A 23866-nucleotide genomic window follows, 5' to 3' on the forward strand; every position below is an offset into this window, starting at 1 on the left:
GCGGGCATCCGTGCCCCGGCCCTCGGTCGGGTCAGCGACTCTCGAGCGCCCGCACGATCGCCTGGTTGGAGGCGCGCTGGAAGGAGGCCACGAGAGCCTCGAGGGTGAGCTGGCGCAGCTTGCCGAGGCTGTACTCGAACCGGTCGCGCTCGGCGTCGGTGTGCTCCTGCGCGCGGAACGGCGCGAGCACCTGCGCGCGGAACAGCTCGGTGAGCTCGTCGGAGAGCGCGTCCATGTGGCGGCCGATCAGGTCGTCCGCAGCGAGCACGGCGTCCCGGGGGATGTCGAGGTCGAGCAGCTGGCTGGTGATCGGGAAGGTCATCTGCAGCTCGAAGCCCTCGTCGGTCTCGCGGACGGCGCGCATCTTCGTCAGCCAGGTGACCTCGGCCTTGGTCAGCTTGCGGCCGGCGCGCTTGTCGAGCTCGCTGCGGGTGACGGTCTCCGTCCGGGCGTTGGCCCACGGGGTCAGCATCACGCGCTGGATCACGAGGTCGTCGGCGCTGGCGCCCTCGGGCACCCGCTCCAGGTACTCCTGGATGTCGGCCAGCGAGAAGCCGTGCTCCTGGAGCGCCCGGACCAGCTGCAGGGCGGCGAGGTGGCGCTCGTCGTAGAACGCCAGGCGGCCGCGGCGCTCGGGCGGGGGGAGCAGGCCGAGGCTGGCGTAGTAGCGCGCCGTGCGGACCGACGTCGATGCCGCGCTCGCGAGCTCGTCGATCGTCAGCAGGCCTTCGTCGGTGTTGCCAGCCTCACTCACGCTTGCATGCTAACAGTCAAACTGTCACAGTAGAACTGTCAACGTTTGGAGGAAGGGGTACGGCGGGCGATGCAGCTGCCACTCGACCGGGTCGCGGCCTGGATGGACGCCCGTGGTCTCCGAGCCGGCCCGATCACCGCCGTCCGTCCGCTCGCCGGCGGCACCCAGAACATCATGCTGCGCTTCACCCGCGACGGCCGCGATTTCGTGCTCCGGCGCGGCCCCGAGCACCTCCGTCCGGGCAGCAACAAGGTCATCACCCGCGAGACGCGGGTGCTCGGCGCACTCGCCGGCACCGACGTGCCGCACCCCGAGCTCATCGCCGCCTGCGAGGACGCCTCGGTGCTGGGCGATGCCGTCTTCTACCTGATGGAGCCGATCGAGGGCTTCAACGCCGGCGCGGAGCTGCCCGACCCGGCCGCCGGGACCGCCGACCGCCGGCGGCAGCTGGCCTTCTCGATGGTCGACGCACTGGCCGCGCTCGGAGCCGTCGACCACGTCGCCGTCGGCCTCGCCGACTACGGCCGACCCGAGGGCTTCCTCGAACGACAGGTCGGCCGGTGGCTCTCCGAGCTCGCGTCGTACGACGGCCTGGCGGGCTATCCGGGGCCGGACATCGGCGACGTGGCCGGCGTTGCCCGCTGGCTGGAGGAACGGGTCCCGCGGCAGTGGCAGCCCGGGGTCCTGCACGGCGACTACCACGCGTGCAACGTGATGTTCCGGCGCGACGAGCCCGCGGTCGCGGCGATCGTGGACTGGGAGATGTCGACGATCGGTGACCCGCTGCTCGACGTCGGCTGGATGGTCGCGACGTGGGACCTGCCCGGGGCGCCCGACGAGTTCGCGGGGCTGCTGGCCCGCGCCGGGGGACTGCCGAGCGGCGCCGAGCTGGTCGAGCGCTACGCGACCCGCACGTCCCGCGACCTCACCCACCTGACCTGGTACGTCGTCCTCGCCTGCTTCAAGCTCGGGATCATCCTCGAGGGCAGCAACGCGCGGGCCGACGCGGGACTGGCGCCGCGCGAGATCGGCGACCGACTGCACACCACCACGGTGCGGCTCTTCGAGCGCGCCCACGAGCTCATGGACGGAGCAGCATGATCGACTTCGAGGTCCCCGCGGAGACCGCAGCGCTGGCGGAGCGGATCCGCGCGTTCGTCACCGACGAGGTGGTGCCCTACGAGAAGGACCCGCGACTGACGCAGCACGGCCCCACCGAGGACCTGCGGCGCGAGCTCGTCGAGAAGGCCCGCACGGCCGGGCTGCTCACCTTCCAGGCGCCCGCGGAGATGGGCGGCATCGCGCCGAGCCACCTCGAGCAGGCGGTGCTCTTCGAGGCGGCCGGCTGGTCGACGCTCGGGCCGATCGCCCTCAACTGCGCGGCTCCCGACGAGGGCAACATGTTCCTGCTGTCGAAGATCGCCAACCCGGCTCAGGTCGCGGAGTACCTCAAGCCGATCGTCGACGGGCGGCAGCGCTCGGTCTTCGCGATGACCGAGCCCGGCGGTGCGGGCTCCGACCCCGGCCAGCTGACGACGGCGGCCGTCCGCGACGGCGCCGACTACGTGATCAACGGTCGCAAGTGGCTGATCACCGGCGCCAACGGCGCGGGCACCTGGATCATCATGGCCGACCTCGAGGGCGTCGGTCCGACGCTCTTCCTCTGCCACGGCGACGCGCCGGGCATCGTGATCGAGCGGACCATGGACACGATGGACCGCAACTACGTCGAGGGCCACGGCGTGGTGCGCTTCGACGACCTCCGCCTGCCGGCGAGCGCGCTGCTCGGCGAGGAGGGCCAGGCCTTCCGCTACGCCCAGATGCGGCTCGCGCCGGCCCGGCTCACGCACTGCATGCGCTGGCTCGGTGCGGCCTCGAGGGCCCAGGAGATCGCCCTCGACCACGCCCGCACCCGCACCGCCTTCGGCAAGCCGATCGGGCAGCACCAGGGCGTCGGCTTCATGCTCGCCGACAACGAGATCGCGCTGCAGCAGTGCCGCCTGATGATCTGGTGGGCGTGCTGGCAGCTCGACCAGGGTGCCCGTGGTCGTCACGAGAGCTCCATGGTGAAGGCCGCCGTCTCGGAGCAGCTCTTCCAGGTCGCCGACCGGTGCGTCCAGGTGCTCGGCGGCATGGGCATCAGCGACGAGACCCCGGTCGCCATGATCTTCCGCGACATCCGCGCCTTCCGCCTCTACGACGGCCCCACCGAGGTCCACAAGTACGCCATCGCCCGCCAGGTGCTCGGTCGCTGACCCGCGCGGGTCAGGTGAGGCGGGCGGCGAGGCGCTGGGCGTTCATGTAGGCGATCGACTCGATGGAGATCATCGGGTTGACGCCGGAGGCGGTGGGGAAGCAGGAGCCGTCGGCGACGACGAGGCCGCGGAGGTCCCAGGTCTCACCGTCGGGGTTGGTCGCCGACATCTCCGGTGAGCCGCCCATCCGCGCGGTGCCCATGATGTGGAGAGCGGCCATCGTCATCCGGCCGGGTGCGTAGCCCTCCGCCAGCGCCGCGGCGGCGAACTGCTCGACGGAGCCGCTGCGGCCGGGCCGGTAGCCCACCGGGCGGGCGTGACCGGTGAAGACCTCGGTGGCGCCGGCCGCCTGGGAGATCTCGGCGGCGCCGACGATCCCGCGGTGCATGTGGGCCGCATCGTGAGGGGAGAGCCGGTAGTGGGCGACCGGCTCACCCTGCTTGTCGACCTTGACCTCGCCCGGGTCACGGTCGCGGACGATCACCGCCACGGGCGCGAGGTGGGCGAGGTCGGTCATCAGGGCGGCGTGCTCCGCCGCGCCGTGCCAGGGCAGGAAGCCGGCGCCGAACGCCGCCGTGATCGGCGCGGTCTCGTAGATGACCCCGTAGCCCTCGCCGTCGAGGTCCCGGTGCTCCTTCGAGTAGCGGCTCTGCGGCGGCCCGGTCCACGGCAGCACGTCCTCTTCGTAGCGCGCCCAGACGGCGGTCGCCGGGTGCAGCCGCAGGTTCTTGCCGATGTTGCGGTTGCCGAGTCCGCTGCGTCGGAGCAAGGCCGGGGTCTGGAGGGAGCCGGCGGCGACCACCACGGCACGCGCACGTACGACGACCCGCGCCCCGCTCGCGGACCGGCCCTCGACCCCCGTGGCCCGGCCCTGCGCGCTGAGCACCCGTTGCGCCCGGGTGCCGACGAGGATCCGCGCGCCTGCCTCCTGCGCGTCGACCAGCCAGGTCTTCGCGGTCGACTGCTTGGCGCCGAGGCGGCAGCCCAGGCCACACCGACCGCACTCCACGTCCTGCTCGCAGCCGATCACGTTGCGAGGCATCGCGTCGACGTGCCAGCCGAGCTTCTCCAGCCCTCGCTGCAGCAGCGCGTCGCGGATGCCGGCACGGTCGTGGTCGGTGTTGACGCCGAGTCGTGCGCAGACGGCATCGAGCGCGTCGCCGTACTCCTGCTCGGTGAACTGCCGCGCCCCCAGCGACGCCCATTGCTCACGCACGTCGTCCGGCGTCCGGAACGACGTCGTGTAGTTCACGACGGTGCCACCGCCGACCCCGGAGCCCTGCATGAAGGCGATCTGGCCCTCCGCCGTCATGGTGGGGGCCGGCGCGTACAGCTGCGTGAACGCCGTCAGCTCGGCACCGTCGATGTCGGCGTCGTCGTGGTACTGCCCGGCCTCCAGCACGACGACGTCGAGGCCGGACGCCGCCAGGACGCCGGCCGCGGCGCCGCCGCCCGCGCCGGACCCCACGACGACCACGTCGCAGGTCAGCTCGGTGTCCGCCGTGACGTGGGTGGGCTGGAGGAGGCGTGGGGGCGCGTCGGGGCGGACGCCGAACGGCGGCGCGTAGCCGGTGCGCTCCCAGAGCGGTGATCGCCCGGTCGGGCCGGGGCTGGCGTAGGAGGCCACGAGCAGCCCGAACCGCAACCCCGCGAAGATCGCCCGCTTCTGGGGCATCCGTGACCGGGCGAGGGCCAGCAGGAACCTCTCGCGTCCGGCTTGGTCGAGGTCGCCGAACCGCACCGGTCGGCCGGTGACGAGCGCGCCGAGACTGCGCGAGGTCCACAGCCGCAGCAGCATCTCGAGCTGACGGCGGTCGGCCAGCCGCGGGTTGTTGGCGGTCATGTCGAACATCACGTCGACCCCGCCCACCTCGGAGGCCGACGGCATCCCGTCCGCCGCGGGGAGGAAGGTGTCGGCGATGAGGGTGGCGGCTGCGCGCAGGCGCTCGGCGTCGGCCATGGCGTGAACCTACGCGCAACCGGTCGAGCCAACAACGGGTCGGGAAAGTCAATCCCTGACATCTGAAGACGGCTGTGGTCAACTGGGGTCGTGAGCGCGCCGTACGACGTCGCCGGCCACGTGCCGTCCCGTCAGAGCTGGGTCCTCAATGCCGTCATGCGGCCCACCTTCAAGCAGGTCAGCCGGGTGCTGCCAGGCTCGGCCGTGGGGCTGCGCGTCACCCGCGTGGCCATCGAGGCCGCGTGTGTCGCCGCGGGCTTCGACAAGGTGCCGCACACCCCGGTGCGCGCGCGCACCGACGCCGGGCAGGTCCGCGGCGAGTGGGTCGGGCCGGCGGCCGAACGGGGGGACAAGGTGCTGCTCTACGCGCATGGCAGTGCGTACGCCGTCTGCTCGCCCCGGACCCACCGGCGGTTCGTCGCGGCGCTGGCCCGGCGCACCGGTCGTCGTGCGTTCAGCCTGGACTACCGGCTCGGCCCCGAGCACAGCTTCCCGGCCGCCCACGAGGACATGGTGCGTGCCTACCTGTGGCTGCTGGGGCAGGGCCACCGGCCGGCCGACATCGTCGTCGGCGGCGACTCCGCCGGCGGCCACCTGTCGTTGAGCCTCTGCGGGGAGCTGCGCCGTCGCGGGGTGGCGATGCCCGCCGCGCTGGTGCTCCTCTCGCCCCTGGTCGATGGCAGCTTCGACACGGCCGCGGCCGCCTACCGGAGCAGCCGCGACGCCGTCGTGGTGCCGCGCTACGCCCGGCGGGTCATCCGGCACTACTTCCGGACCGCCACCCCCAGCGACCCGCGCTTCGACGTGTCGGCCGAGGCGGGCCGTGACCTCCCGCCGACCCTGGTCATCACCGGCGGCGGCGAGATGATGCGCGGTGACTCCGAGCTGTGGAGCCAGGTGCAGTCCGAGGCCGGCGGGCACTGCGAGCTGCAGGTCTGGCCGGGCCAGGTGCACGTCTTCGCCGTGTTCGGGATCGTGCCGGAGGCGCGGCTCGCGATCGCCGAGGTCGAGCGCTTCGTCGCCGAGCTCGACGAGGCGGGCCTGGGCTCGGAGGTGGGCTGACGTGCCGCCGGTCGCCCGCACGTCCTACGTCACCTGCCCGCTGTGCGAGGCGACCTGCGGGCTGGAGGTGGTCGTCAGCGGACCCGAGATCAAGGTCCGCGGCGACAAGGAGGACGTCTTCAGCGCTGGCTACACCTGTCCCAAGGGCGTCTCGATCGGCGCTCTGCACACCGACCCGGACCGGCTGCGCGCGCCGCTGGTGAAGCGCAACGGCCGGTTCGTGGAGGTGGGCTGGGACGAGGCGTTCGCCGAGGTGGAGGCGCGGCTGCTGCCGATCATCGACGCGCACGGCCCGCAGGCCGTCGCGGCGTACTTCGGCAACCCGACGGCCCACTCGCTCGCGGGCGCGCTCTACCTCCGCGCGCTCATCAAGGCGCTCGGCACCACCAACGTGTTCAGCGCCGGCAGCGTCGACCAGATCCCCAAGGTGTTCGCCTCCGGCTATCTGTACGGCGACCCGGCAACCGTCGCGATCCCCGACCTCGACCACACCGACCACCTCCTGGTGATCGGCGGCAACCCGCTGGTCTCCAACGGCAGCCTGATGACCGCGCCCGACGTGCGTCGCCGGCTCCGGGAGATCCGCGAGCGCGGCAAGGTCGTCGTGGTGGACCCCGTGCGCACGCGGACCGCCGAGGCGGCGACCGAGCACGTCGCCGTACGACCGGGCAGCGACGCGCTGCTGCTGTTCGCAATGGTGCACACGATCTTCGAGGAAGGTCTCGACACCCTCGCGGACGCCGCGGAGCACGTCGCGGGCGTCGAGGAGGTGCGTGGCCTGGCCAAGGGCTTCGCGCCCGAGGACGTCGCCGCGGCGACCGGCGTCGACGCCGCGACGATCCGACGGCTCGCGCGCGAGCTCGCGCAGGCCGAGCGAGCGGCCGTCTACGGCCGCATGGGTACGACGACGCAGCGGTTCGGCACCATCGCGAGCTGGCTCGTCGACGTGCTCAACGTCATCACCGGCAACCTCGACCGTCCGGGCGGCGTGCTCTTCCCGACAGCCGCCGCCGGCCAGCCCAACACCCGCCCCGGGCCGCGCAAGCCGTTCCGGCACGGGCGTTGGCACAGTCGCGTCCAGGGCCTGCCGGAGGTGATGGGGGAGCTCCCGATGGCGGCCTTCGCCGATGAGCTGCTCACTCCTGGCGAGGGGAGGCCGCGCGCATTGCTGACGGTCTGCGGCAACCCGTGCGTGAGTGCGCCCAACGCCGCGCGCATCGACGAGGCGCTCGCCGGGCTCGACTTCATGGTCAGCCTCGACGTCTACCTCAACGAGACGACCCGGCACGCCGACGTCATCCTCCCCGGTCCGACGCCGTTGGAGCGGCCGCACTACGACCTGCTTCTCTACCAGTACTCCGTGCGCAACATCGCGCGGTGGTCGGAGGCGCCGCTGCCGACCGACATGCCGCAGGAGTGGGAGACCATGCTCCGGCTCACCGGCATCCTGATGCGGCTCGGTCCCGATGCCGACGTCGCCGCGCTCGACGACGGGCTCGCCGCCCAGGTCGCGGCCATCAACGGCACCGCCCCGGAGCCTGGCCTCACCGGACCGCCGCGGCTGCTCGACATCTTGCTGAAGGCCGGCCCCTACGACCTCACCTTCGCCGACGTCGCCGCCGCGCCGCACGGCCTCGACCTCGGCCCGCTCCGGCCCCGGCTCCCCGACGTGCTTGCCACGGCGAGCGGCAAGGTCGAGCTCGCACCGACCGAGATCACCGGTGACGTGGCCCGTCTGGAGGCCGAGCTCGCCGCGCCGCCTCCCGACGGCCTGGTGCTCATCGGCCGCCGCCACCTGCGCTCCAACAACTCCTGGATGCACAACGTCGCCGCCCTCAACAGCGGCTCCAACGCCTGCACCCTGCAGGTGCACCCCGAGGACGCGGCGCGGCTGGACCTCGTCGACGGGGCGGACGCCCGGCTCACCACCCGCACCGGCTCCGTGGTCGCGCCCGTGGAGGTCACCGACGCGATCCGTCCCGGCGTGGTGAGCCTGCCCCACGGGTGGGGCCACGCCGTCGACGGCGCCCGCGCCGCCGTCGCCGGTGAGCGGCCGGGCGTCAACAGCAACCTGCTCGCCGACGACCGGCTGGTCGACGTACCGACCGGGACCGCCGTCGTCAACGGCATCCCGGTCGAGGTCGCGCCCGCCTGACCCGTCGCCCCTGACCTACGGGTCGTTATTTTCGGAATTCACGACCCGTACGTCAGGGGGATGCGGATCAGGTGCGCGCGTAGAGCGCGTCGATCTCGGCGGCGTACTTCTCCGCGATCGGCTTGCGCTTCAGCTTCATCGTGGGCGTGAGCTCGTCGCCGCCCGGCTCCCAGGTGGTGGGGATGATCGCGAACTTCTTGATCTGCTCGACGCGCGCCAGCTTCTCGTTGGCCTGGTCGATGCCGGCCTGCACGAGGGCGTGCGTCGCCGGGTCGGCGGCGACGGCGGCGGGGGAGGGGTCGGCGAGGCCGGCCTTCTCGGCATAGGCCGCGCACGCGTCGGGGTCGAGGGTCAGCAGCGCCGTGACGAACGGCTTGTCGTCGCCGATCGCGACCGCGCTCATCACCAGCGGGCAGGCGACCTTGATCGCGCCCTCGATGTTCTGCGGCGACATGTTCTTGCCGGCCGCGTTGATGATGAGCTCCTTCTTGCGGTCGACGATGCGCACGTAGCCGTCGTCGTCGATGGTCGCGATGTCGCCGGTGTGCATCCAACCGTCGCTGTCGATCGCCTCGGCGGTGCGGTCGGGGTCGTTGCGGTAGCCCTTCATCAGGAGCGGGCCGCTCACCAGGAGCTCGCCGTCGTCGGCCAGCTTGATCCTGGTGCCGCCCGGCACCACCTTGCCGACCGTGCCGATGCGGATGCCGTCGGGCGGGTTCATCGTGACCACGGCCGAGGTCTCCGACATGCCCCACACCTCGAGCACCGGGATGCCGAGCCCCAGCATGAAGGCGAGCGCGTCGGGCGCGATCGCCGAGGCGCCGGTCGCCGCGACCTTCACGCGGTCCAGCCCCATGCGCTCACGCAGCTTGCTGAGCACCAGCCGGTCGGCCAGCGCGTGCTGCACCTTGAGCAGGGGCGGGACCGGCTTCCCGTCCGACCGCAGCCAGGCGACCTTCGTGCCGGTGCTGATCGCCCAGCCCGCGATCTTCCGCTTGCGCTCGTCGGGCTCGGCGGCGAGGGCCGCCTCGATGCCTGCCTTGACCTTGTACCAGACCGCCGGCACGGCGCCGAAGAACGTCGGCCGCACGCTGGAGAGCGCGGGGATCATCTGCTTCGGGTCGTCGACCGTGGTGATCTGGATGCCGAACCGCAGGTTGTTGTAGTGCGCGCCCCACCGGTTGGCGATGTGCGCGTCGGGCAGGTAGGACACGAGCGAGTCGTCGTGCGTGAGCGGGTAGTAGTCCTCGAGCGCGTCCATCTCCGCCATCAGGTTGGCGTGCGTCAGCTCGACGCCCTTGGGCGGTCCGGTGGTGCCGGAGGTGTAGATGAGGGTCAGCACGTCGGAGGGCTGCACCTGCTGCCACCCCGCGTCGAAGTCGTACGACGGGTCGCCGCTCGCCTCGAGGTCCGCCAGCGTCCGCGCGCCCTCCACGCCCTCGGCCGGGCCGTCGACCACGAAGAAGTGCTCGATCCGGCCGTCGGTGTCGGCGAGCCGCAGCTTCTCGAGGAACTGCAGCTCGGTGATGACGACCTTGTTGCCCGCGTTGGAGAACAGGTAGGCGATCTGCTCGACGGCGAGCGTGTTGTAGATCGAGAAGGGCGTCGCGCCGGTGTGGAGGACACCGGTGTCGGCGACGTGGAACTCGGGCCGGTTGGTGAGCATCAGTGCGACGGTGTCGCCGTGGCCCACGCCGAGAGCGGCGAGGCCGGCGGCGACCTTGCGGACCCGCTCGTCGTACTCGCGCCACGTGAGGGAGACGCTGTCGTCGGGCGTGCGGACGGCGACCGCGTCGGGCCGGACCTTGGCGGTGCGCTGGAAGGCGGCGCAGAGGGTGTTCGGGGAGGTCACCGGGTCACACTACTTTCGTCGATACTGAACTGACAACAGACGTTTCCAGTCATCGGGCGGCGTGCTCGCGACGCCAGGCTCTCCGGGCCTGCGGCACCAGGCGGGCCTGCACGGGCAGCCGGCCGAAGGTGTGCTGGATCCCCGCTCCGATCCTGCGGAGCCGGCGCTCGTCGGCCTCGCTCCAGTCCAGGTCCATCCGCTCGCGCAGCTGGATCGGCAGGGTGCCGCGCAGCACCCACGCCATCGCGTCGAACTGCGTGTCGGACAGCGGCCGCCACAGCACCTCAGGAAGGTACCGCGTCGGGGACGGCCCGAAGATGCCCTTCTTCGTGCGGTTGAACGTCGACCGCGCGATCGCGTTGGGCACGAGGACGTCCTCCACCATGTGGTCCCAGTAGTCGACGAACTCGGCGTAGGTCGTCGGCGTCCCCGCGGCGGAGACGCCGTAGAGGGAGTACCACTGGCGCGACTCCTGGAAGAGCAGCTCCTTCTGGTCCTCCGACAGCGGCGTGCCGAAGAAGTCGCGCAGGGCGACCTGGAGCTCGAAGAAGGTGGCGTGCGTCCAGTAGAAGACCTCGGGGGTGAGCGCGCTGTAGCGCGTGCCGTCCGCGAGCGTGCCCTTGAGGTGGCGGTGGTAGTCGCGGACCCGCGCCGCGGTGGCCGGTGCGTCGGCGTCGTACACGACGCCGAGGATCTGCGGCAGCGACCGGAGGATCCGCTTCATCGGCCCCTGGAAGTACGTCGAGTCGTGGTCGCGCAGTGCCTGGTCGACCGCCGGGTGCATCGTCTGCAGCAGGCCCGCGCGCATGCCCACGAGCAGCATCCGCTGGTCGCCGAACAGTCGCCAGGTGAGGGAGTCGGCCCCGAGCGCCTCGCCCGGGCGGGCGACGTACACCTTGGTCATCGAGCTCAAGCGAGCCGCCTCAGGGTCACGGGGAAGTTGTCGGTGGGGACCACCAGCGAGGTGTTGTCCCACTCGATGACGTAGTCGGGGTCGATCTCGAGCTCGAAGGTGGTGAGCATCTTGTGCATCAGCGCCTTCACCTCGTTGGTGCCGAACGCCATGCCGATGCACTTGTGCGCGCCGCCGCCGAAGGGCACGTAGCCGTAGCGGTGGGCCTTGTGCTCGTTGCGGGGCTCCACGTGGCGCGTCGGGTCGAAGTCGTCGACCGCGACCCAGTGGTCGCCGATCGTGTGCAACGCCCCCGGCACGACGATGACCAGCGTCCCCTTGGCCACGTAGCGGCCGTCGAGGCTGGTGTCGGCGGTGGTGCGCCGGACCAGGGCGGGCACCGGCGCCACCAGCCGCATCGCCTCCTTGAAGACCATGTCCAGGGTGGTCAGCGAGTCGAGCTCGTCGATGGTGGGCGTGGACGTCCCGAGGGCGAGCGACTCGGCGCGTGCCTTGTCCTGCCACTCGGGGTGCTTGGCGAAGTAGTAGGACATGGCGGTCGCGGTGATGGTGGAGGTGTCGTGGGCGGCCATCATCAGGAAGATCATGTGGCTGACGATGTCGTCGTCGGTGAACCGCATGCCGTCCTCGGTCTCGACGTGGCACAGCGCGGCGAAGAGGTCGTCGTCCTGAGAGGCGCGCTTGGCGGGGATCTGGGAGCGGAAGTACGCGTCGAGCACCTTGCGGCCCGCGAGGCCCTTGTTCCAGCGGGTCGGCAGCAACGGCAGCGGGGTGCGGACGAGACCGGTGCCCGCGCGTACGGCGTCGATGAACGCCTGCGTCAGCGCGTGCGTCTCGTCGTCGGGCTCGGTGCCCATGAAGATCTCGGTCGCGACGTCGAGCGACAGCGCCTTCACCGCCGGGTACATCAGCATCGGCTCGTCGGTCGGCCAGGCCGGTACGGCCCGGTCGATGATCGCGTCGATCCGGTCCTGGTAGGCCTCCAGGCGTGGACGGGTGAACGCCTCCTGCATGATCCGCCGGTGGAGCAGGTGCTCCTGGCCGTCGAGGAGCATCAGGCCGCGCGTGAAGAACGGGCCGATGAAGTACTCCCAGCCCGACTGCGAGTAGACCTTGTCCTTGTTCTGCAGCACCTCCTGGACCGGGTCGGCGCCCATTGCCCACACCACGTCGGTCCCGAACGCGCGCGCCCAGAAGACGGTGCCGTACTTGGCGTGCATCTCGCGCGAGGAGACGAACCCCTCGCGGATCATCTGCAGCGACTTGCCCACGACGGGGAGGCCGCGCTCGCCCATGACCGGGCGGAGCCCGCTCCCGGCGGGCGGCTCCGCCAGCGGCTCCGGCTTGGTGCCGAAGCGGTGGCCCGCCGCCGTGAGGAGCCGGTCGCCCGGGAAGTGCAGCAGGGTCGGCTTCTTGAGTGCGGTCACAGCTCGCCGCCCTTGGCGCGGGACTCGTACGACGCCCGCTCGGGCCGGTCGAGCGCGTCCATGAAGACGTGGTCGACGCCCATCCGCTTCGCCATCCACTGGCCGGCCCCGAAGGGGAGGATCCGGGTCACGTTCATCAGCGTCCGCGCCGACCTCGGCACGTAGACCTCGAAGCGTGGCTTGATGACCGCCGCCGTGATCGCCTCGGCCACCGACTCCGGCGTGATCGCGCGGAACCCCGGCAGGTCCTCGACCCCGTCGGTCAGCTCGGTGCGGGTGATGCCGGGCATCACGACGGAGAACTCGAGGCCCTGGTCGTGCAGCTCGGCGTAGGCGCCCTCGGTGTACTGCACCACCGCGGCCTTCGACGCGCAGTAGGTCGCGCTGCCCGCGACGCCTGCCTTGCCGGCGGTCGAGGCGACGTTGACGATGTGGCCGCGACCGCGCGGCAGCATCCGCCGGGCCGCCTCGCGGGTGCCGTGGATCATCGCGCGCGTGTTGATCGCGAAGATCCGGTCGATGACGGCGTCCTCCTCGTCGAGCAGGGTCGAGAGCGGCATCACGCCGGCGTTGTTGATGTAGACGTCGATCGGGCCGAGGGTCGCCTCGACGGTGTCCATGAAGTCGCGGACGCTGTCGACCGACGTGACGTCGAGCGGGAGGGCGAGGGTGTCGCCCCCGATCCGCTCGGCGGTCGCCTTCGCGACGTCGAGGTCGATGTCGCCGATGGCGACGCGTGCTCCTTCGGCCGTGAGGGCCGTCGCGGTCGCGGCGCCGATGCCCCGCCCCGCACCGGTGATGGCGATGACGCGTCCGGTCAGCTTGCTCATGAGAACTCCTCGTGGGTCAGTAGACGAAGCGGGCGACGCGTTCCTTGAACGCGGTGTACGGCGCCTTGGTCAGTGCGTTCTCGGCGAAGAAGCCCGGCCGCCGGTAGACCGCCCGCCGGTGGCTGAAGGTCTCGAAGCCCCACTTGCCGTGGTAGGCGCCGTAACCGCTCTCGCCGACGCCGCCGAACGGCAGGCCGGGCGGGAAGATCTGGAGCATCGTGTCGTTGACGCACGCGCCGCCCGACGTGGTGCCGTCGAGCACGCGGTCGGCGTTGCTGCGCGAGAAGACGTAGAGCGCGAGCGGGTGGTCGCCGCGGTTGATGTGGCCGAGCGGCTCGTCCAGGTCGTCGAAGCCGAGGACCGGCAGCACGGGACCGAAGATCTCCTCGCCCATCAGCGGCGCGTCGGGCTTCACGCCGGTGACGATCGTCGGAGCGACGTACTTGGCCTCCACGTCGACCTGGCCGCCGGCCGCGACCTCGTCGTAGCCGCCGCCGTCGAGGAGGCTCTTGATCCGCGCCGTGTGCCGCTCGTTGACCACGCGGCCGAAGTCGGCGCTCTGCCGCGGGTCGGCGCCGTAGCGCTGCGCGAGCTCGGTCCGGAGCCGGTCGACGAGCTCGTCGTGCACGTCGTGGTGGACCCACACGTGGTCGACGGCGATGCAGGTCTGGCCGGCGTTGGACCACTTGGCGAAGGCGATCCGGCTCGCCGCCTGCTTGAGGTTGGCGTCCTTGTCGACGATCGCCGGGCACTTGCCGCCGAGCTCCAGGGTGGTCGGCGTCAGGTGCCGGGCCGCGGCCTCGGCGACGATGCGCCCGACCGTGCCGTTGCCGGTGTAGAGGATGTGGTCGAAGCGCTCCTGCAGGAGCTCCGTGGTCTCCTCGACACCCCCCTCGACGAAGGCGATCGCGTCGGTGTCGAGGTAGTCGGTCGCCAGTTTCGTGACGAGCGCGGAGGTGGCCGGCGCGAGCTCCGAGGGCTTGCAGACGACCGCGTTGCCCGCGGCGAGCGCCGCGGCGAGCGGCGTGGCCAGGAGGTAGACCGGGTAGTTCCAGGGCGCGACCACGAGGACGACGCCGCGCGGCTGGTACGTGATCGAGGCGCGGGCCGGGAGGAAGGCCACGGGAACGCGGACGGACACGTCCTTCGCCCAGCCGCCGAGGTGCTTGCGGAGGTGGTCGGCCTCGGAGGCCGACGCGGCGATGTCGCCCGCCCAGGCCTCCCAGCGCGGCTTGCCGAGGTCGTCGGCGAGCGCGGCGAGGAGGGCGTCCTCGTTGTCGCGCAACATCGCGGCCAGGGCCGAGAGCTGGGCCCGCCGCCAGTCCAGGTCGCGGGTGCGGCCGGACTCGAAGGTGGTGCGGAGCCGGGAGACGAGGGTTGCTGCGGACGTGGTCACGGGAGGACCTCCACGCTGGGGCGAGAACCGGGTTGATAGAAACTTGGTCGGAATCTATCACCGACTGCTAGCGGTCGCTAGGGTGACTTCGTGAGCATCGACACCACCATCGAGCGGATCCTCGATGCCGCGCTCGTGGAGCTCGCGCAGGGGGGTGCCCGCCGTACGACCATGAACCAGATCGCCGACGCCGCGGGCCTGGGCGTCGCGACCGTCTACCGACGGTTCCCGCGCAAGGCGCAGCTCGTCGAGGCCGTCCTGGTGCGCGAGGCGCAGCGCATCATCGCCGAGGTCGACGCCGCGATCGAGCGCGAGGACACCGTCGAGGACCAGTCGGCGGCCGGCTTCACCGTCTTCGCCCACGCCGTCTCCGACCGCCCGTTCCTCGTGCGGCTGATGCGCGGCGACGACGACAACGGCGGCGAGACGTTCCGCGCCGGCGAGCTCGCCGACCAGGTGATGGTCCTGGTCCGCGACTACCTCGCCCGGTTCGTCCGCGACCTGCAGTCCGAGGGCCGCTACCTCGGCGTGGACGCCGACATCGTGGCCGAGATCCAGGCCCGCCTCGCGCTCAGCCTGATCCTCGCCCCCGAGGGCCGCATCCCCATGCACGACGACGCCGCGACGAGAGCGTTCGCCACGAAGTACCTCGTCCCCCTCCTCGGCGCCCCCGCCGCCGAGTAGCCGCGAGCCCCAGTGTGGGCGGTCGAGCGCGCGCCCTCGTAGTCGGACGGGAGCAGACTCCGCCAGGCGCTGAACTCGCCGCCTCGTGAGTCACATCCGAACCAGGGCTCCCACCACTCCCGTTCGGCTACGTCCGTTCTGGGGTCAGCTCTTCTTGACGGCGCGCACGAAGGCGGCGAGGAGGCCGCTGGCGACGCCCTTGAGGGCGGCCTTCTCCGCGTAGGGGACGCGCTGGTCGGCGCTGAGGGTCCAGTCGATGCGGGTGCCGTCGCCCTCGGGGGTGAGCAGGACCTCGCCGCGGTAGTTCTTGAACGGGACCCCGCCGAGCGCCTTGTAGCCCAGGGCGTGACCGGGCTCGAAGCGGGTGATCTCCTCGACGATCGCCGGCGCGGGGCCGGGCGCGCTGATCCTGCGGACCGCGCCGACGCCGTTGCGCTCGGCCGTACCGGGGGTGGTCACCTCGGCCTTCATGCCGGGACCCCAGGAGGACATGCCCTCGTGGTCGGCGAGCACCGCCCAGACCTGGTCGGGGGAGGAGGGTACGACGGCAGTGGAGGTGGCACGCATGGCGACGACGTTAGCGACCGACCGGGTCGGCGGGCGTCGAGCGTTCGAGGAGCGAACGGCGCAGGTCGACCTGGCCGGTGCCGAGGGAGAGCAGCTGGACCGCGGCGATCCGTTCCGTCGCCTGGGTCACCGAGCTCCGCGTCGCACCTGCGAGGGCGAGGCGCCGAACCACCGGCGGCATGCTCGGGACAGCGCGCTCTGCTCGCTGAGCCCCAGCATGCCGGAGAGCTGGCCCAGGGGCATCGTCGTGTCCCTGAGGTAGCGCTCCGCCTCGTCCCGCCGCACCTGGTCGACCAGCTCGGCGAACGACGTGTCCGCCGCGGCGAGCCGACGCTGCAGTGTGCGCCGGTGCTGGGCGAGCTGGTGGGCGACGAGGTCGAGGTCGAGGCCACCGGTCGGCAGCATCCGGCGGATCAGCCTCGTGACGGCGTCGACCTCGGTCGAGCCGTGCGGCACCGCCACCGTCCCGAGGTAGTCCTGGACCACCGCGTGGACGGCGCTGTCGGCCTGCAGCGTCAGGTCGAGGACGGCGCTGGGGAAACGGAACCCGTAGGTCGACGCGGAGAAGTCGATCGGGCAACCGAAGTAACGGAGGTAGTCCGCCCGCTCGACCAGTGCCTCGTGCCGGAGCTGCACCGAGGTGGGGAGGAAGTCCGGGCCGGCGAGCAGCCGGAAGACGCGCAGGGCGACCCCGAGGGCGAGCTCCGCCGCCTGCCGGTGCGACGGTGGCCGCGGCACGACGATCTGCCACTCGAAGGCGGCGAGCGTCGAGTCGGGCACGGCCTTCACCCCGACGGCGAGCGCCGGGCTGTAGACGGCGAGGTACTGCTCGACGGCCTGGAGAGCGGCACCGACGGTGGGTGCTGTCCGGGCGGCGATGCCCAGCGGCCCGAGGATCTCCAGACCCTGCCGTTGCGCGAGCCGCCTGCCGAAGTCACCGGCTCCGGTCGACCGCGCCGCGGACTCGAGCACGGCGATCACGCTGCGGTAGTCGATGAAGCTGTCGTGGTCGCCGATCGCGCGCGGTGACAGGTGGGCCTGCTCCAGGAGAGGCGGGGCTTCCGCGCCGAGCTCCGCCACCAGCTCGGTGAATCCCTGGAGCGACGTGCCCCGGATCAGCGACATGTCGTCCAGGGTCAAGAAGATGTCGCGCTTCGTCAAGGTCCGACGCCCTGCTTCCGGCAGGTTGAGCAGCGCGCCCCATCCGCACCCACGAGGAGCCCGTCATGACCCGGTTCGACATCACCCGCACCAACATCGCCGTCGAGCGTCTGCTCGAGTCGACCGAGAACCCGCGGCACCGCTGGATGCTGCAGGCCTACAACCGGCACCGCTACCTGGAGATGGCCGGCCGGTGGAAGGAGATCTTCGCGCCGGAGATGACGGTTGACCACCCCGTCTACCACTTCAACGTGTTCGGCATCTGCACCGTGCTCGACGGCGCCGAGGCCGTGCAGGCGGTCTACGACGAGTGGTCGCGCACGGCCCAGTGCATCTTCTACGCCGAGGACGAGAAGCTCGCCGTCGGCGACAACATGATCGTCTCGACCGCGACGATCTACCAGCAGACACCGGGTGCTCTCCTGGCCGAGGCGGGAGCGCCGGTCGACCCCGAGGCCCACTACCTGGTCGGCAACGTCGAGCACATGATCTGGCCCTACGACGACGAGGGCCGGCTGATCGGTGAGGACGTCTGGGAGATCGACGAGTCGAAGCGGCAGGTCATCCCGCTGGAGTCCCGCGAGGTGCTCACGGTCGAGATGTCCGCCCGCCTGCTGGAACCGCTGATCAAGCCGCTCCCCGCGCGGCCCTTCTGAGGGCGTGCCGGTCAGCGCGACGAGGACACCGAGTCGATCCGGACCAGCTTGCCGTCGGAGACCACCTTCACGACGAGCGCGCCCGTGGCGACAGCGAAGGGCGGAAGGGTGAGGAGGCGGCGCTGCGTGCTCGGGGCGGACAGGTCGATCCTCCCCACCTCGGTGCCGCCGACGAGGACCGCGACCGCGCCGCACGTGGGGCAGGTCAGGGCCGTCAGCGCGACGCGCCGAGTGGTGGCGCGCCTGAACACGCTGGCACCGCGCTCGGTGGTCTCGAGGGCGGTGTCGTCGAGCCACCCGGGCGCCGCGACCTCGCTCCAGCCCGCCGACCGGCTCAGGGAGCGGTCGTCGACCGGGATCGCCGTGCACCGCCGGGCCCACGAACCGACGTTGGTCGCACGGTCGGTCGCCCGCACCTCGAAGCAGTAGGTGGCACCCTCGGCCAGGTCGTCGTACGTGCGGCTGAGCGCCAGCGTGGAGACGGGCGTCGTCCAGTCGCTGATGGCCCCGACGAGGGGCGTACGGCGTCGCCGCAGGTCGTAGCCGCGGATCCCGGTCGTCGCGTCGGCGCCGGTCCAGGCGACGGCGACGGAGCGGGTGGGCGGGAAGATCGGCGGCGCGGACATGGTCACCGTCGGTGCGACGGTGTCCACCGTGACCGTCGCCTCGGCCACGACCGACCGGCGCCCGTCGCTGGTCTCGGCCCACACCCGGATGGTGTGGGCACCGTCGGCGAGGCCGGACCCGGTGATGGGCGAGGTGCAGGGGTGGGGGAGCCTCCCCGTCCCGGGGTGGAAGGTCTGGCAGACGGTGCCGAGCGAGTAGCCGCCGGCCGCCGCGGGATCGGTGGCGGAGAAGCTCCACGACAGCGACGGCTGGTTCGTGTAGCCGGCGGACCCCGAGAGGGAGATGGTCGGCAGGGCGGCCGGGACGCAGGCGACGACCGTGAGCATGGAGCCGGTGCTCAGGGACAGCGTCGTCGAGGCCCAGCCGGTGCCGGTCGGGTGCGCGAGGACGGTGATGGCACCCCGGTCGCCACCGACGTGGGCCGTGCCGCCGTAGAGCGGCTGCAGCCCGGTCGGGCAGTCGGCCGTGGCTCCTGCGCCCCAACCGACGCCGTCGTAGTTGCTGGCGCCCACGATGCCCGGGAGCCGGGTCTTCTGGATGCAGTTCACCTCGACCGTCATGACCTCCGTCGGGTCGTCGGGGTCGCCCACCCATGCGCGGGCCGTCCAGCCGGAGAGGTCGGCCGTCGGGCTCGACGTGAGCAGGGTCCGGTCGGGACTGTGCGGCTCGGTGACCGAGGCGCTGATCGGGATCCATCCGTCGCTGCAGGAGACGGTGCCTTCGGCGACGTGGTCGGACGCCGCGTCGAACGTGCCCGACGCGGTCAGGACGGTCCCGAGCTGGCCCGTGGTGACGCAGCGCACCACCGCCTGGACGGTCCGGGTCTGGGCACCGAAGTTGACGATGCTGGTCTGGAAGTTGCCGCCGTCGACCACGTGGAAGGTCTCGAAGAGGCGGCGCAGGTCGTCGACGGCCGACGACGTGACGTAGCCCGAGAGCGGCGTCATGCCGGTCGGGCAGGAGGCCTGGAGGAACTGGGTGCCCCCGTTGGGCACGACGTCGAGGCCGACGCCGGTGAACTCGGTGACCTGGAGGACCGGCGCGCCGTCGGCGCGGGCGGGCGCAGGGCTCGCCGCGAGCGAGGTGAGCGCGACGACCGCGGCGACGAGCAGGGTGACCAGGCGGGACCTCATCCCCGCAGTATCCGCTCGCGGTGCGCCGGCCACATCGGCCGTCGTGCTGATTCTCAGGCGGTCACGATGTCGAGCCCGAACGTCGGGTCCGTGGCGTAGGGGATCGACAGGATCACGCGGGAGGCGAGGCCCTCGAAGCGAGCGCGTACGGCGGCGCCCGCGTCCGGCATCTCGGCGACGACCGCGAGCGTGCCGAGCACCTCGTCGTCGATCAGGCCGCCGAGCTCGGACCACCGGCCCTGCTTGGTGAGGGCGTGTGCCTCGGCGTGGAGGTCGCCCCAGCCGTGGTGGTCCAGGACCGGCTTGTACGCCGGCGTGCTGGCGTAGAAGCCGATCTGCCGCTTGGTCCCGGCGACGGCGGTGGCGAGCTCCTCCTCGGTGCGACCGGTCGCGACCATCGCCATCGCGGTGACGATGAAGTCGCGATCGGAGTCGGCGGTCGCGCGGCCGGCATCGAGCCCGGGGCGGATCATGTCGCGGAGGTAGTTCTGCGAGAGCAGCGGATGGCACATGAAGCCGTCGGCGACCGCGCCCGCGGCCTCGATCATCCGCGGACCGACCCCGGCCAGCCAGATGGGTGGAGGCGCACTGACCGGGCCGGGGTTCAGGAGCGGCGGCATGAGCGTGTGGGTGTAGAAGTCGCCCCGGAAGTCGAGGGGCTCGCCGGTCTGCCAGGTGTGGAAGATGGCGCGGAGGGCGGCGACGTACTCCCTCATGCGGTCCGCCGGCCGGGACCACGGCATGGAGTAGCGCCGCTCGATGTGCGGCTTGATCTGCGACCCGATGCCGAGCACGAAGCGACCGCGGGAGAGCCGCTGCAGGTCCCACGCCGGGTAGGCCATGGCCATGGGGGAGCGGGCGAAGGCCAGCGCGATCGACGTACCGAGCTGGATCCTCGACGTGCCGTCCGCCGCCAGCGCCATGTAGACGAAGGCGTCGTGCGCGCCCTCGGGGACGTAGAGCGCCGAGCCCGGCGCGCGCTCCTCGACCGAGCGGGCGACGGCGGCGATCCCCGCCGGCTCGCCGTGGTAGGTCAGGTCGATCTCGACGGTCACGTCCGCATTGTGCCGGGCGAGGGGCTGTGCAGGTCGGGGCCCGCCCCCTAAGTTCTCCCTGCGACAGCGTGACGCAGGACACATCGCCGTCGTTCGCACAGCGGGGCCGGCTGCTCCCGTCGCCGCCCCCTCCTCGAAGGAGAGCCTCCCGATGGTCAATGTCCCGAACCCGCTGAACCTGCAGTGGTACGAGCACCCCTCGCTGCTGCTCCAGCTCGCCGCCCTGTCGAAGGCGCGCGACGACCTGCGGGAGCACAACCTGCACGAGCAGGACGGGATGCGACCCGATCCGCCCGTGGGCGACCCGCCCAGCGGCATCGAGCGTGCGCGCACCGCGGACGGCACCTACAACGACCTGGGCTGCCCGATGATGGGCTCGAAGGACTCCGGGTTCGGCCGCAACGTGCCGATCGAGAAGACGGTCATCGACCGCAAGCGGCTGCTGACCCCGGACCCCCGCGAGATCAGCCGACGGCTGATGGCCCGCGACACGTTCAAGCCCGCGGGGATCCTCAACGCGCTGGGGGCCGCCTGGCTGCAGTTCGAGAACCACAACTGGTTCTTCCACGGCGACGGCCTCGCCGACCGGGTCATCGAGGTCCCGATCGCGGCCGACGACGACTTCCCCGAGCGCCCGATGCGGATCCGCGAGACGATCCCGATGCGCGGCGACATCGTCGACGGCGAGCCGGCGCCGGTCTTCGGCAACGCCGAGACGCACTGGTGGGACGGGTCGCAGGTCTACGGCAGCGGCGCCGAGAAGCAGGGCAGGATCCGCACCGGCACCGACGGCAAGGTGCGCGTCGACGACAACGGGCGGCTGCCGGCCAGCGACATCCCCGGCATCGACCTGACCGGCATGCAGGAGAACTACTGGTTCGGACCGGGCCTCCTGCACACGCTCTTCGCCCGCGAGCACAACAGCGTGTGCGACGCGCTCAAGAAGGCGCACCCCGAGCTCGAGGACCAGCGGCTCTTCGAGCTCGGTGTGCTCGTCGTGTCCGCGCTGATCGCCAAGATCCACACGGTGGAGTGGACCCCGTGCGTCCTGCGCCACCCCGCGCTGCAGATCGGCATGGCCGCCAACTGGTACGGCGCCCTCGGCGAGGCATTCCGCGACAAGATCGGCCGTGTCGGCGACAGCGAGGCGCTGTCCGGCATCATCGGGTCCGCGACCGACCACCACTCGGCGCCGTTCTCCCTCACCGAGGAGTTCGTGTCGGTCTACCGGATGCACCCGCTCATCCCGGACGACTGGTCGTTCTACTCGCTCGCCAGCGGCGAGCACCTCAAGGACGCCTACTTCACCGACATCCAGGGCCGCTTCACCCGCGACTTCATGCACAGCCTGGAGATGGGCGACATGTGGTACTCCATCGGCAGGGCCAGCGCCGGTGCCGTGTGCCTCCACAACTACCCCAACGCGCTGCGCAACCTGACCCGGGTCGACGGACAGATCACCGACCTCGCGACCCTCGACATCGTGCGCGACCGCGAGCGGGGCGTGCCGCGCTACAACGACTTCCGCGAGGCGCTGCGGATGCCGCGGCGCAAGCGGATCGACGACATCACGCCCAACCAGCAGTGGGCGCGCGAGATCAACGAGATCTACAACGGTGACGTCGACGCGGTCGACCTGCAGATCGGCATGCAGGCCGAGCAGCCGCCGAAGGGGTTCGGCTTCTCCGACACCGCCTTCCGGATCTTCATCCTGATGGCGTCGCGGCGGCTCAAGAGCGACCGCTTCTTCACCGCCGACTTCCGCCCGGAGGTCTACACGAAGACCGGCTACGACTGGGTCAACGACAACTCGATGAAGGACGTGCTGCTGCGCCACTACCCCGAGCTGGAGCCGGTGATCGGCGACGTGGAGCGGGTGTTCGCGCCCTGGCACGAGCTCGGGGCCGCCGAGCCCGGCAAGAAGCCGAGGATCCTGCGCGCGGCCGACACCGTGAAGTCCTACCTGCCGTTCTGATCCTGATCTCCGGCACTGCTGAAAGGTTCGGACCGTGGCACTCGACTTCAAGCACGCCTCGCTCGTCGAGGGGGTGCGCTTCACCGCCCAGGTGGGCGTGCCCAACATCGTGCAGGGACTGTTCCGGAAGCGGGAGGTGGTCGTCAGTGCGGTCGGCAGGCTGCCCGCCGACCACCTGGCCTACCGGCTCGTGGAGGGGCTGGAGAAGAAGTACGGCCCCGATCCCTTCTGGGTGCGGGTCGGCAGCGAGGAGGCACTCCTCGTCACGCATCCCGACGACCTGAGGGTGGTGCTGGGCGGGTCGCCGTCGCCGTTCGCGTCCGACCCCGACGCCAAGCGGAAGGGCATGGCGGCCTTCCAGCCGACCGCGCTCACGATCTCGCGCGGCGACCTGTGGGCAGACCGGCGGGCCTTCGCGGAGGCGGTGCTCGACACCGGTGCGCCGACCCACCGGCTCGCGGGCGGCTTCGCGGCGCACGCGGTCGCCGCGGCCGACGGGCTGATGACCCTCGACCGCCCGATCACGTTCGACGACGTCAACACGGCCTTCCAGCGGCTGACGCGGATCGTGGTGCTCGGCGCCGACGCGGCCGAGGACACCTCGCTCACCGACCTGCTCGGCGACCTGATGTCGGCAGGCAACAAGATGCCGGGCAAGCCGGCCGACGGCTACGAGGAGCTCCACGCCCGCCTCCAGGAGTACGTCGACGACCCCGATCCCGGCGCCCTGACCGGACTCGTCGCGGGAGCTCCGCAGAGCGCCGGCACCGACGTGCCCGGACAGCTGATCCACTGGCTCTTCGCCATGGGCGACACCCTGCCCGCGAACCTGATGCGCGCGCTCGCCGTACTCCCGACGCACTCGAAGGTGCTCGGCGTCGCTCGTTCGGAGGTGGCCGGCAAGGACCTGACCGACGTCGAGACGGTGGCCGGGTCGACGTACATCGCCGGCTGCATCCTCGAGGCGATGCGGTTGTGGCCGACGACGTCGCTCTTCGGCCGGGTCCAGGTGGAGGACGTGCGCTGGGCCAACGGCCAGAAGACACCGGCCGGCACCCAGGTGCTGATCCACAACCTCTTCAACCACCGCAACCGGGCGCGCGTGCCCTTCGCCGACCGGTTCGCGCCCGAGGAGTGGGTGAGCGGCGGCGCGGCCGACGACTGGCGCTTCAACTTCTTCAGCCACGGCCCCCAGGGCTGCCCCGGCGCCGGGCTGTCGATCTTCCTCGGGCAGGCCTTCCTCGGCCGGCTGATCAGCAGGGCCGAGCCCCGGCTCGCCGCCGGTCCCCGCCTCCGGCCCGAGCGCCTCCCCTACGCCCTCGACATCTACGGGGTAGAGGTCCGCCTGTAGGTGGCAGGGCGCCGTCGATCTGCACACAACCTTCACGAGTCGTCCCCGCCTCC

General features: G+C 71.6%; 19 protein-coding genes. 8 read left to right on the plus strand and 11 right to left on the minus strand.

Annotated elements, in window-relative coordinates; all coding sequences use genetic code 11:
* Positions 1-31: 31 nt before the first annotated feature.
* Entirely contained in the window at positions 32-754 is a 723-nt protein-coding gene (locus tag ACAX67_RS04870; RefSeq protein WP_370702685.1) for a MerR family transcriptional regulator, read from the minus strand.
* 69 nt (positions 755-823) lie between these two features.
* Between ACAX67_RS04870 and ACAX67_RS04875 the strand changes: the two genes are divergently transcribed.
* On the plus strand, positions 824-1855 hold the full coding sequence (locus tag ACAX67_RS04875) for a phosphotransferase family protein (RefSeq protein ID WP_370702686.1): 1032 nt from the start codon (positions 824-826) through the stop codon (positions 1853-1855).
* Positions 1852-3009 (plus strand): acyl-CoA dehydrogenase family protein, encoded by a 1158-nt coding sequence (locus tag ACAX67_RS04880; protein WP_370702687.1) that lies wholly within the window; start codon positions 1852-1854, stop codon positions 3007-3009. Before ACAX67_RS04875 ends, ACAX67_RS04880 begins: the two co-directional genes overlap by 4 nt.
* Positions 3010-3019: 10 nt before the next feature.
* Here ACAX67_RS04880 and ACAX67_RS04885 read toward each other — a convergent pair whose 3' ends face one another.
* On the minus strand, positions 3020-4969 hold the full coding sequence (locus ACAX67_RS04885; RefSeq protein ID WP_370702688.1) for a GMC family oxidoreductase N-terminal domain-containing protein: 1950 nt from the start codon (positions 4967-4969) through the stop codon (positions 3020-3022).
* A 90-nt stretch (positions 4970-5059) separates the two neighbouring features.
* Here ACAX67_RS04885 and ACAX67_RS04890 point away from each other — a divergent pair, with 90 nt between their 5' ends.
* Positions 5060-6031: an alpha/beta hydrolase gene (locus tag ACAX67_RS04890; protein WP_370702689.1), complete on the plus strand. Its 972-nt coding sequence runs from the start codon at positions 5060-5062 to the stop codon at positions 6029-6031.
* A gap of 1 nt (position 6032) precedes the next feature.
* On the plus strand, positions 6033-8186 hold the full coding sequence (locus ACAX67_RS04895; protein ID WP_370702690.1) for a molybdopterin-dependent oxidoreductase: 2154 nt from the start codon (positions 6033-6035) through the stop codon (positions 8184-8186).
* Positions 8187-8253: 67 nt separating this feature from the next.
* Here ACAX67_RS04895 and ACAX67_RS04900 read toward each other — a convergent pair whose 3' ends face one another.
* From ACAX67_RS04900 to ACAX67_RS04920, 5 genes are read right to left on the minus strand one after another with little or no spacing between them, the layout of a single operon-like run.
* Complete coding sequence (locus tag ACAX67_RS04900) at positions 8254-10038, minus strand: AMP-dependent synthetase/ligase (protein ID WP_370702691.1); 1785 nt, start codon at positions 10036-10038, stop codon at positions 8254-8256.
* Between the two features lie 49 nt (positions 10039-10087).
* Positions 10088-10942: an oxygenase MpaB family protein gene (locus tag ACAX67_RS04905; protein ID WP_370703639.1), complete on the minus strand. Its 855-nt coding sequence runs from the start codon at positions 10940-10942 to the stop codon at positions 10088-10090.
* Positions 10943-10947: 5 nt separating this feature from the next.
* On the minus strand, positions 10948-12378 hold the full coding sequence (locus ACAX67_RS04910; protein ID WP_370702692.1) for a cytochrome P450: 1431 nt from the start codon (positions 12376-12378) through the stop codon (positions 10948-10950).
* Positions 12375-13208 (minus strand): SDR family oxidoreductase, encoded by an 834-nt coding sequence (locus tag ACAX67_RS04915; RefSeq protein WP_370702693.1) that lies wholly within the window; start codon positions 13206-13208, stop codon positions 12375-12377. Before ACAX67_RS04915 ends, ACAX67_RS04910 begins: the two co-directional genes overlap by 4 nt.
* 16 nt (positions 13209-13224) lie before the next feature.
* On the minus strand, positions 13225-14604 hold the full coding sequence (locus ACAX67_RS04920) for an aldehyde dehydrogenase family protein (protein ID WP_370702694.1): 1380 nt from the start codon (positions 14602-14604) through the stop codon (positions 13225-13227).
* Between the two features lie 90 nt (positions 14605-14694).
* Between ACAX67_RS04920 and ACAX67_RS04925 the strand changes: the two genes are divergently transcribed.
* Entirely contained in the window at positions 14695-15288 is a 594-nt protein-coding gene (locus ACAX67_RS04925) for a TetR/AcrR family transcriptional regulator (protein WP_370702695.1), read from the plus strand.
* A 144-nt stretch (positions 15289-15432) separates the two neighbouring features.
* Here the strand turns inward: ACAX67_RS04925 and ACAX67_RS04930 are convergent, their stop codons facing one another.
* Together ACAX67_RS04930 and ACAX67_RS04935 are read right to left on the minus strand one after the other, a co-directional pair.
* On the minus strand, positions 15433-15855 hold the full coding sequence (locus ACAX67_RS04930) for an SRPBCC family protein (protein ID WP_370702696.1): 423 nt from the start codon (positions 15853-15855) through the stop codon (positions 15433-15435).
* 126 nt (positions 15856-15981) lie between these two features.
* A complete protein-coding gene (locus tag ACAX67_RS04935) occupies positions 15982-16980 on the minus strand; it encodes an AraC family transcriptional regulator (protein ID WP_370702697.1) in 999 nt (332 codons plus the stop codon).
* 101 nt (positions 16981-17081) lie between these two features.
* On the opposite strand from ACAX67_RS04935, the gene ACAX67_RS04940 reads away from it, so the two are divergent.
* Positions 17082-17672 (plus strand): hypothetical protein, encoded by a 591-nt coding sequence (locus ACAX67_RS04940; RefSeq protein WP_370702698.1) that lies wholly within the window; start codon positions 17082-17084, stop codon positions 17670-17672.
* 11 nt (positions 17673-17683) lie between these two features.
* Here ACAX67_RS04940 and ACAX67_RS04945 read toward each other — a convergent pair whose 3' ends face one another.
* On the minus strand, positions 17684-19432 hold the full coding sequence (locus tag ACAX67_RS04945; protein WP_370702699.1) for a hypothetical protein: 1749 nt from the start codon (positions 19430-19432) through the stop codon (positions 17684-17686).
* Positions 19433-19485: 53 nt separating this feature from the next.
* The gene (locus ACAX67_RS04950) at positions 19486-20487 is read right to left on the minus strand and encodes a TIGR03617 family F420-dependent LLM class oxidoreductase (protein ID WP_370702700.1); all 1002 of its coding nucleotides are present in this window, start codon (positions 20485-20487) and stop codon (positions 19486-19488) included.
* A 151-nt stretch (positions 20488-20638) separates the two neighbouring features.
* Between ACAX67_RS04950 and ACAX67_RS04955 the strand changes: the two genes are divergently transcribed.
* Positions 20639-22462, plus strand: coding sequence for a peroxidase family protein (locus ACAX67_RS04955; RefSeq protein WP_370702701.1), 1824 nt, complete (start codon positions 20639-20641; stop codon positions 22460-22462).
* Positions 22463-22496: 34 nt separating this feature from the next.
* A complete protein-coding gene (locus ACAX67_RS04960; RefSeq protein ID WP_370702702.1) occupies positions 22497-23813 on the plus strand; it encodes a cytochrome P450 in 1317 nt (438 codons plus the stop codon).
* Positions 23814-23866 lie beyond the last annotated feature (53 nt).

This window comes from Nocardioides candidus (assembly GCF_041321175.1).
Classification (GTDB): domain Bacteria; phylum Actinomycetota; class Actinomycetes; order Propionibacteriales; family Nocardioidaceae; genus Nocardioides.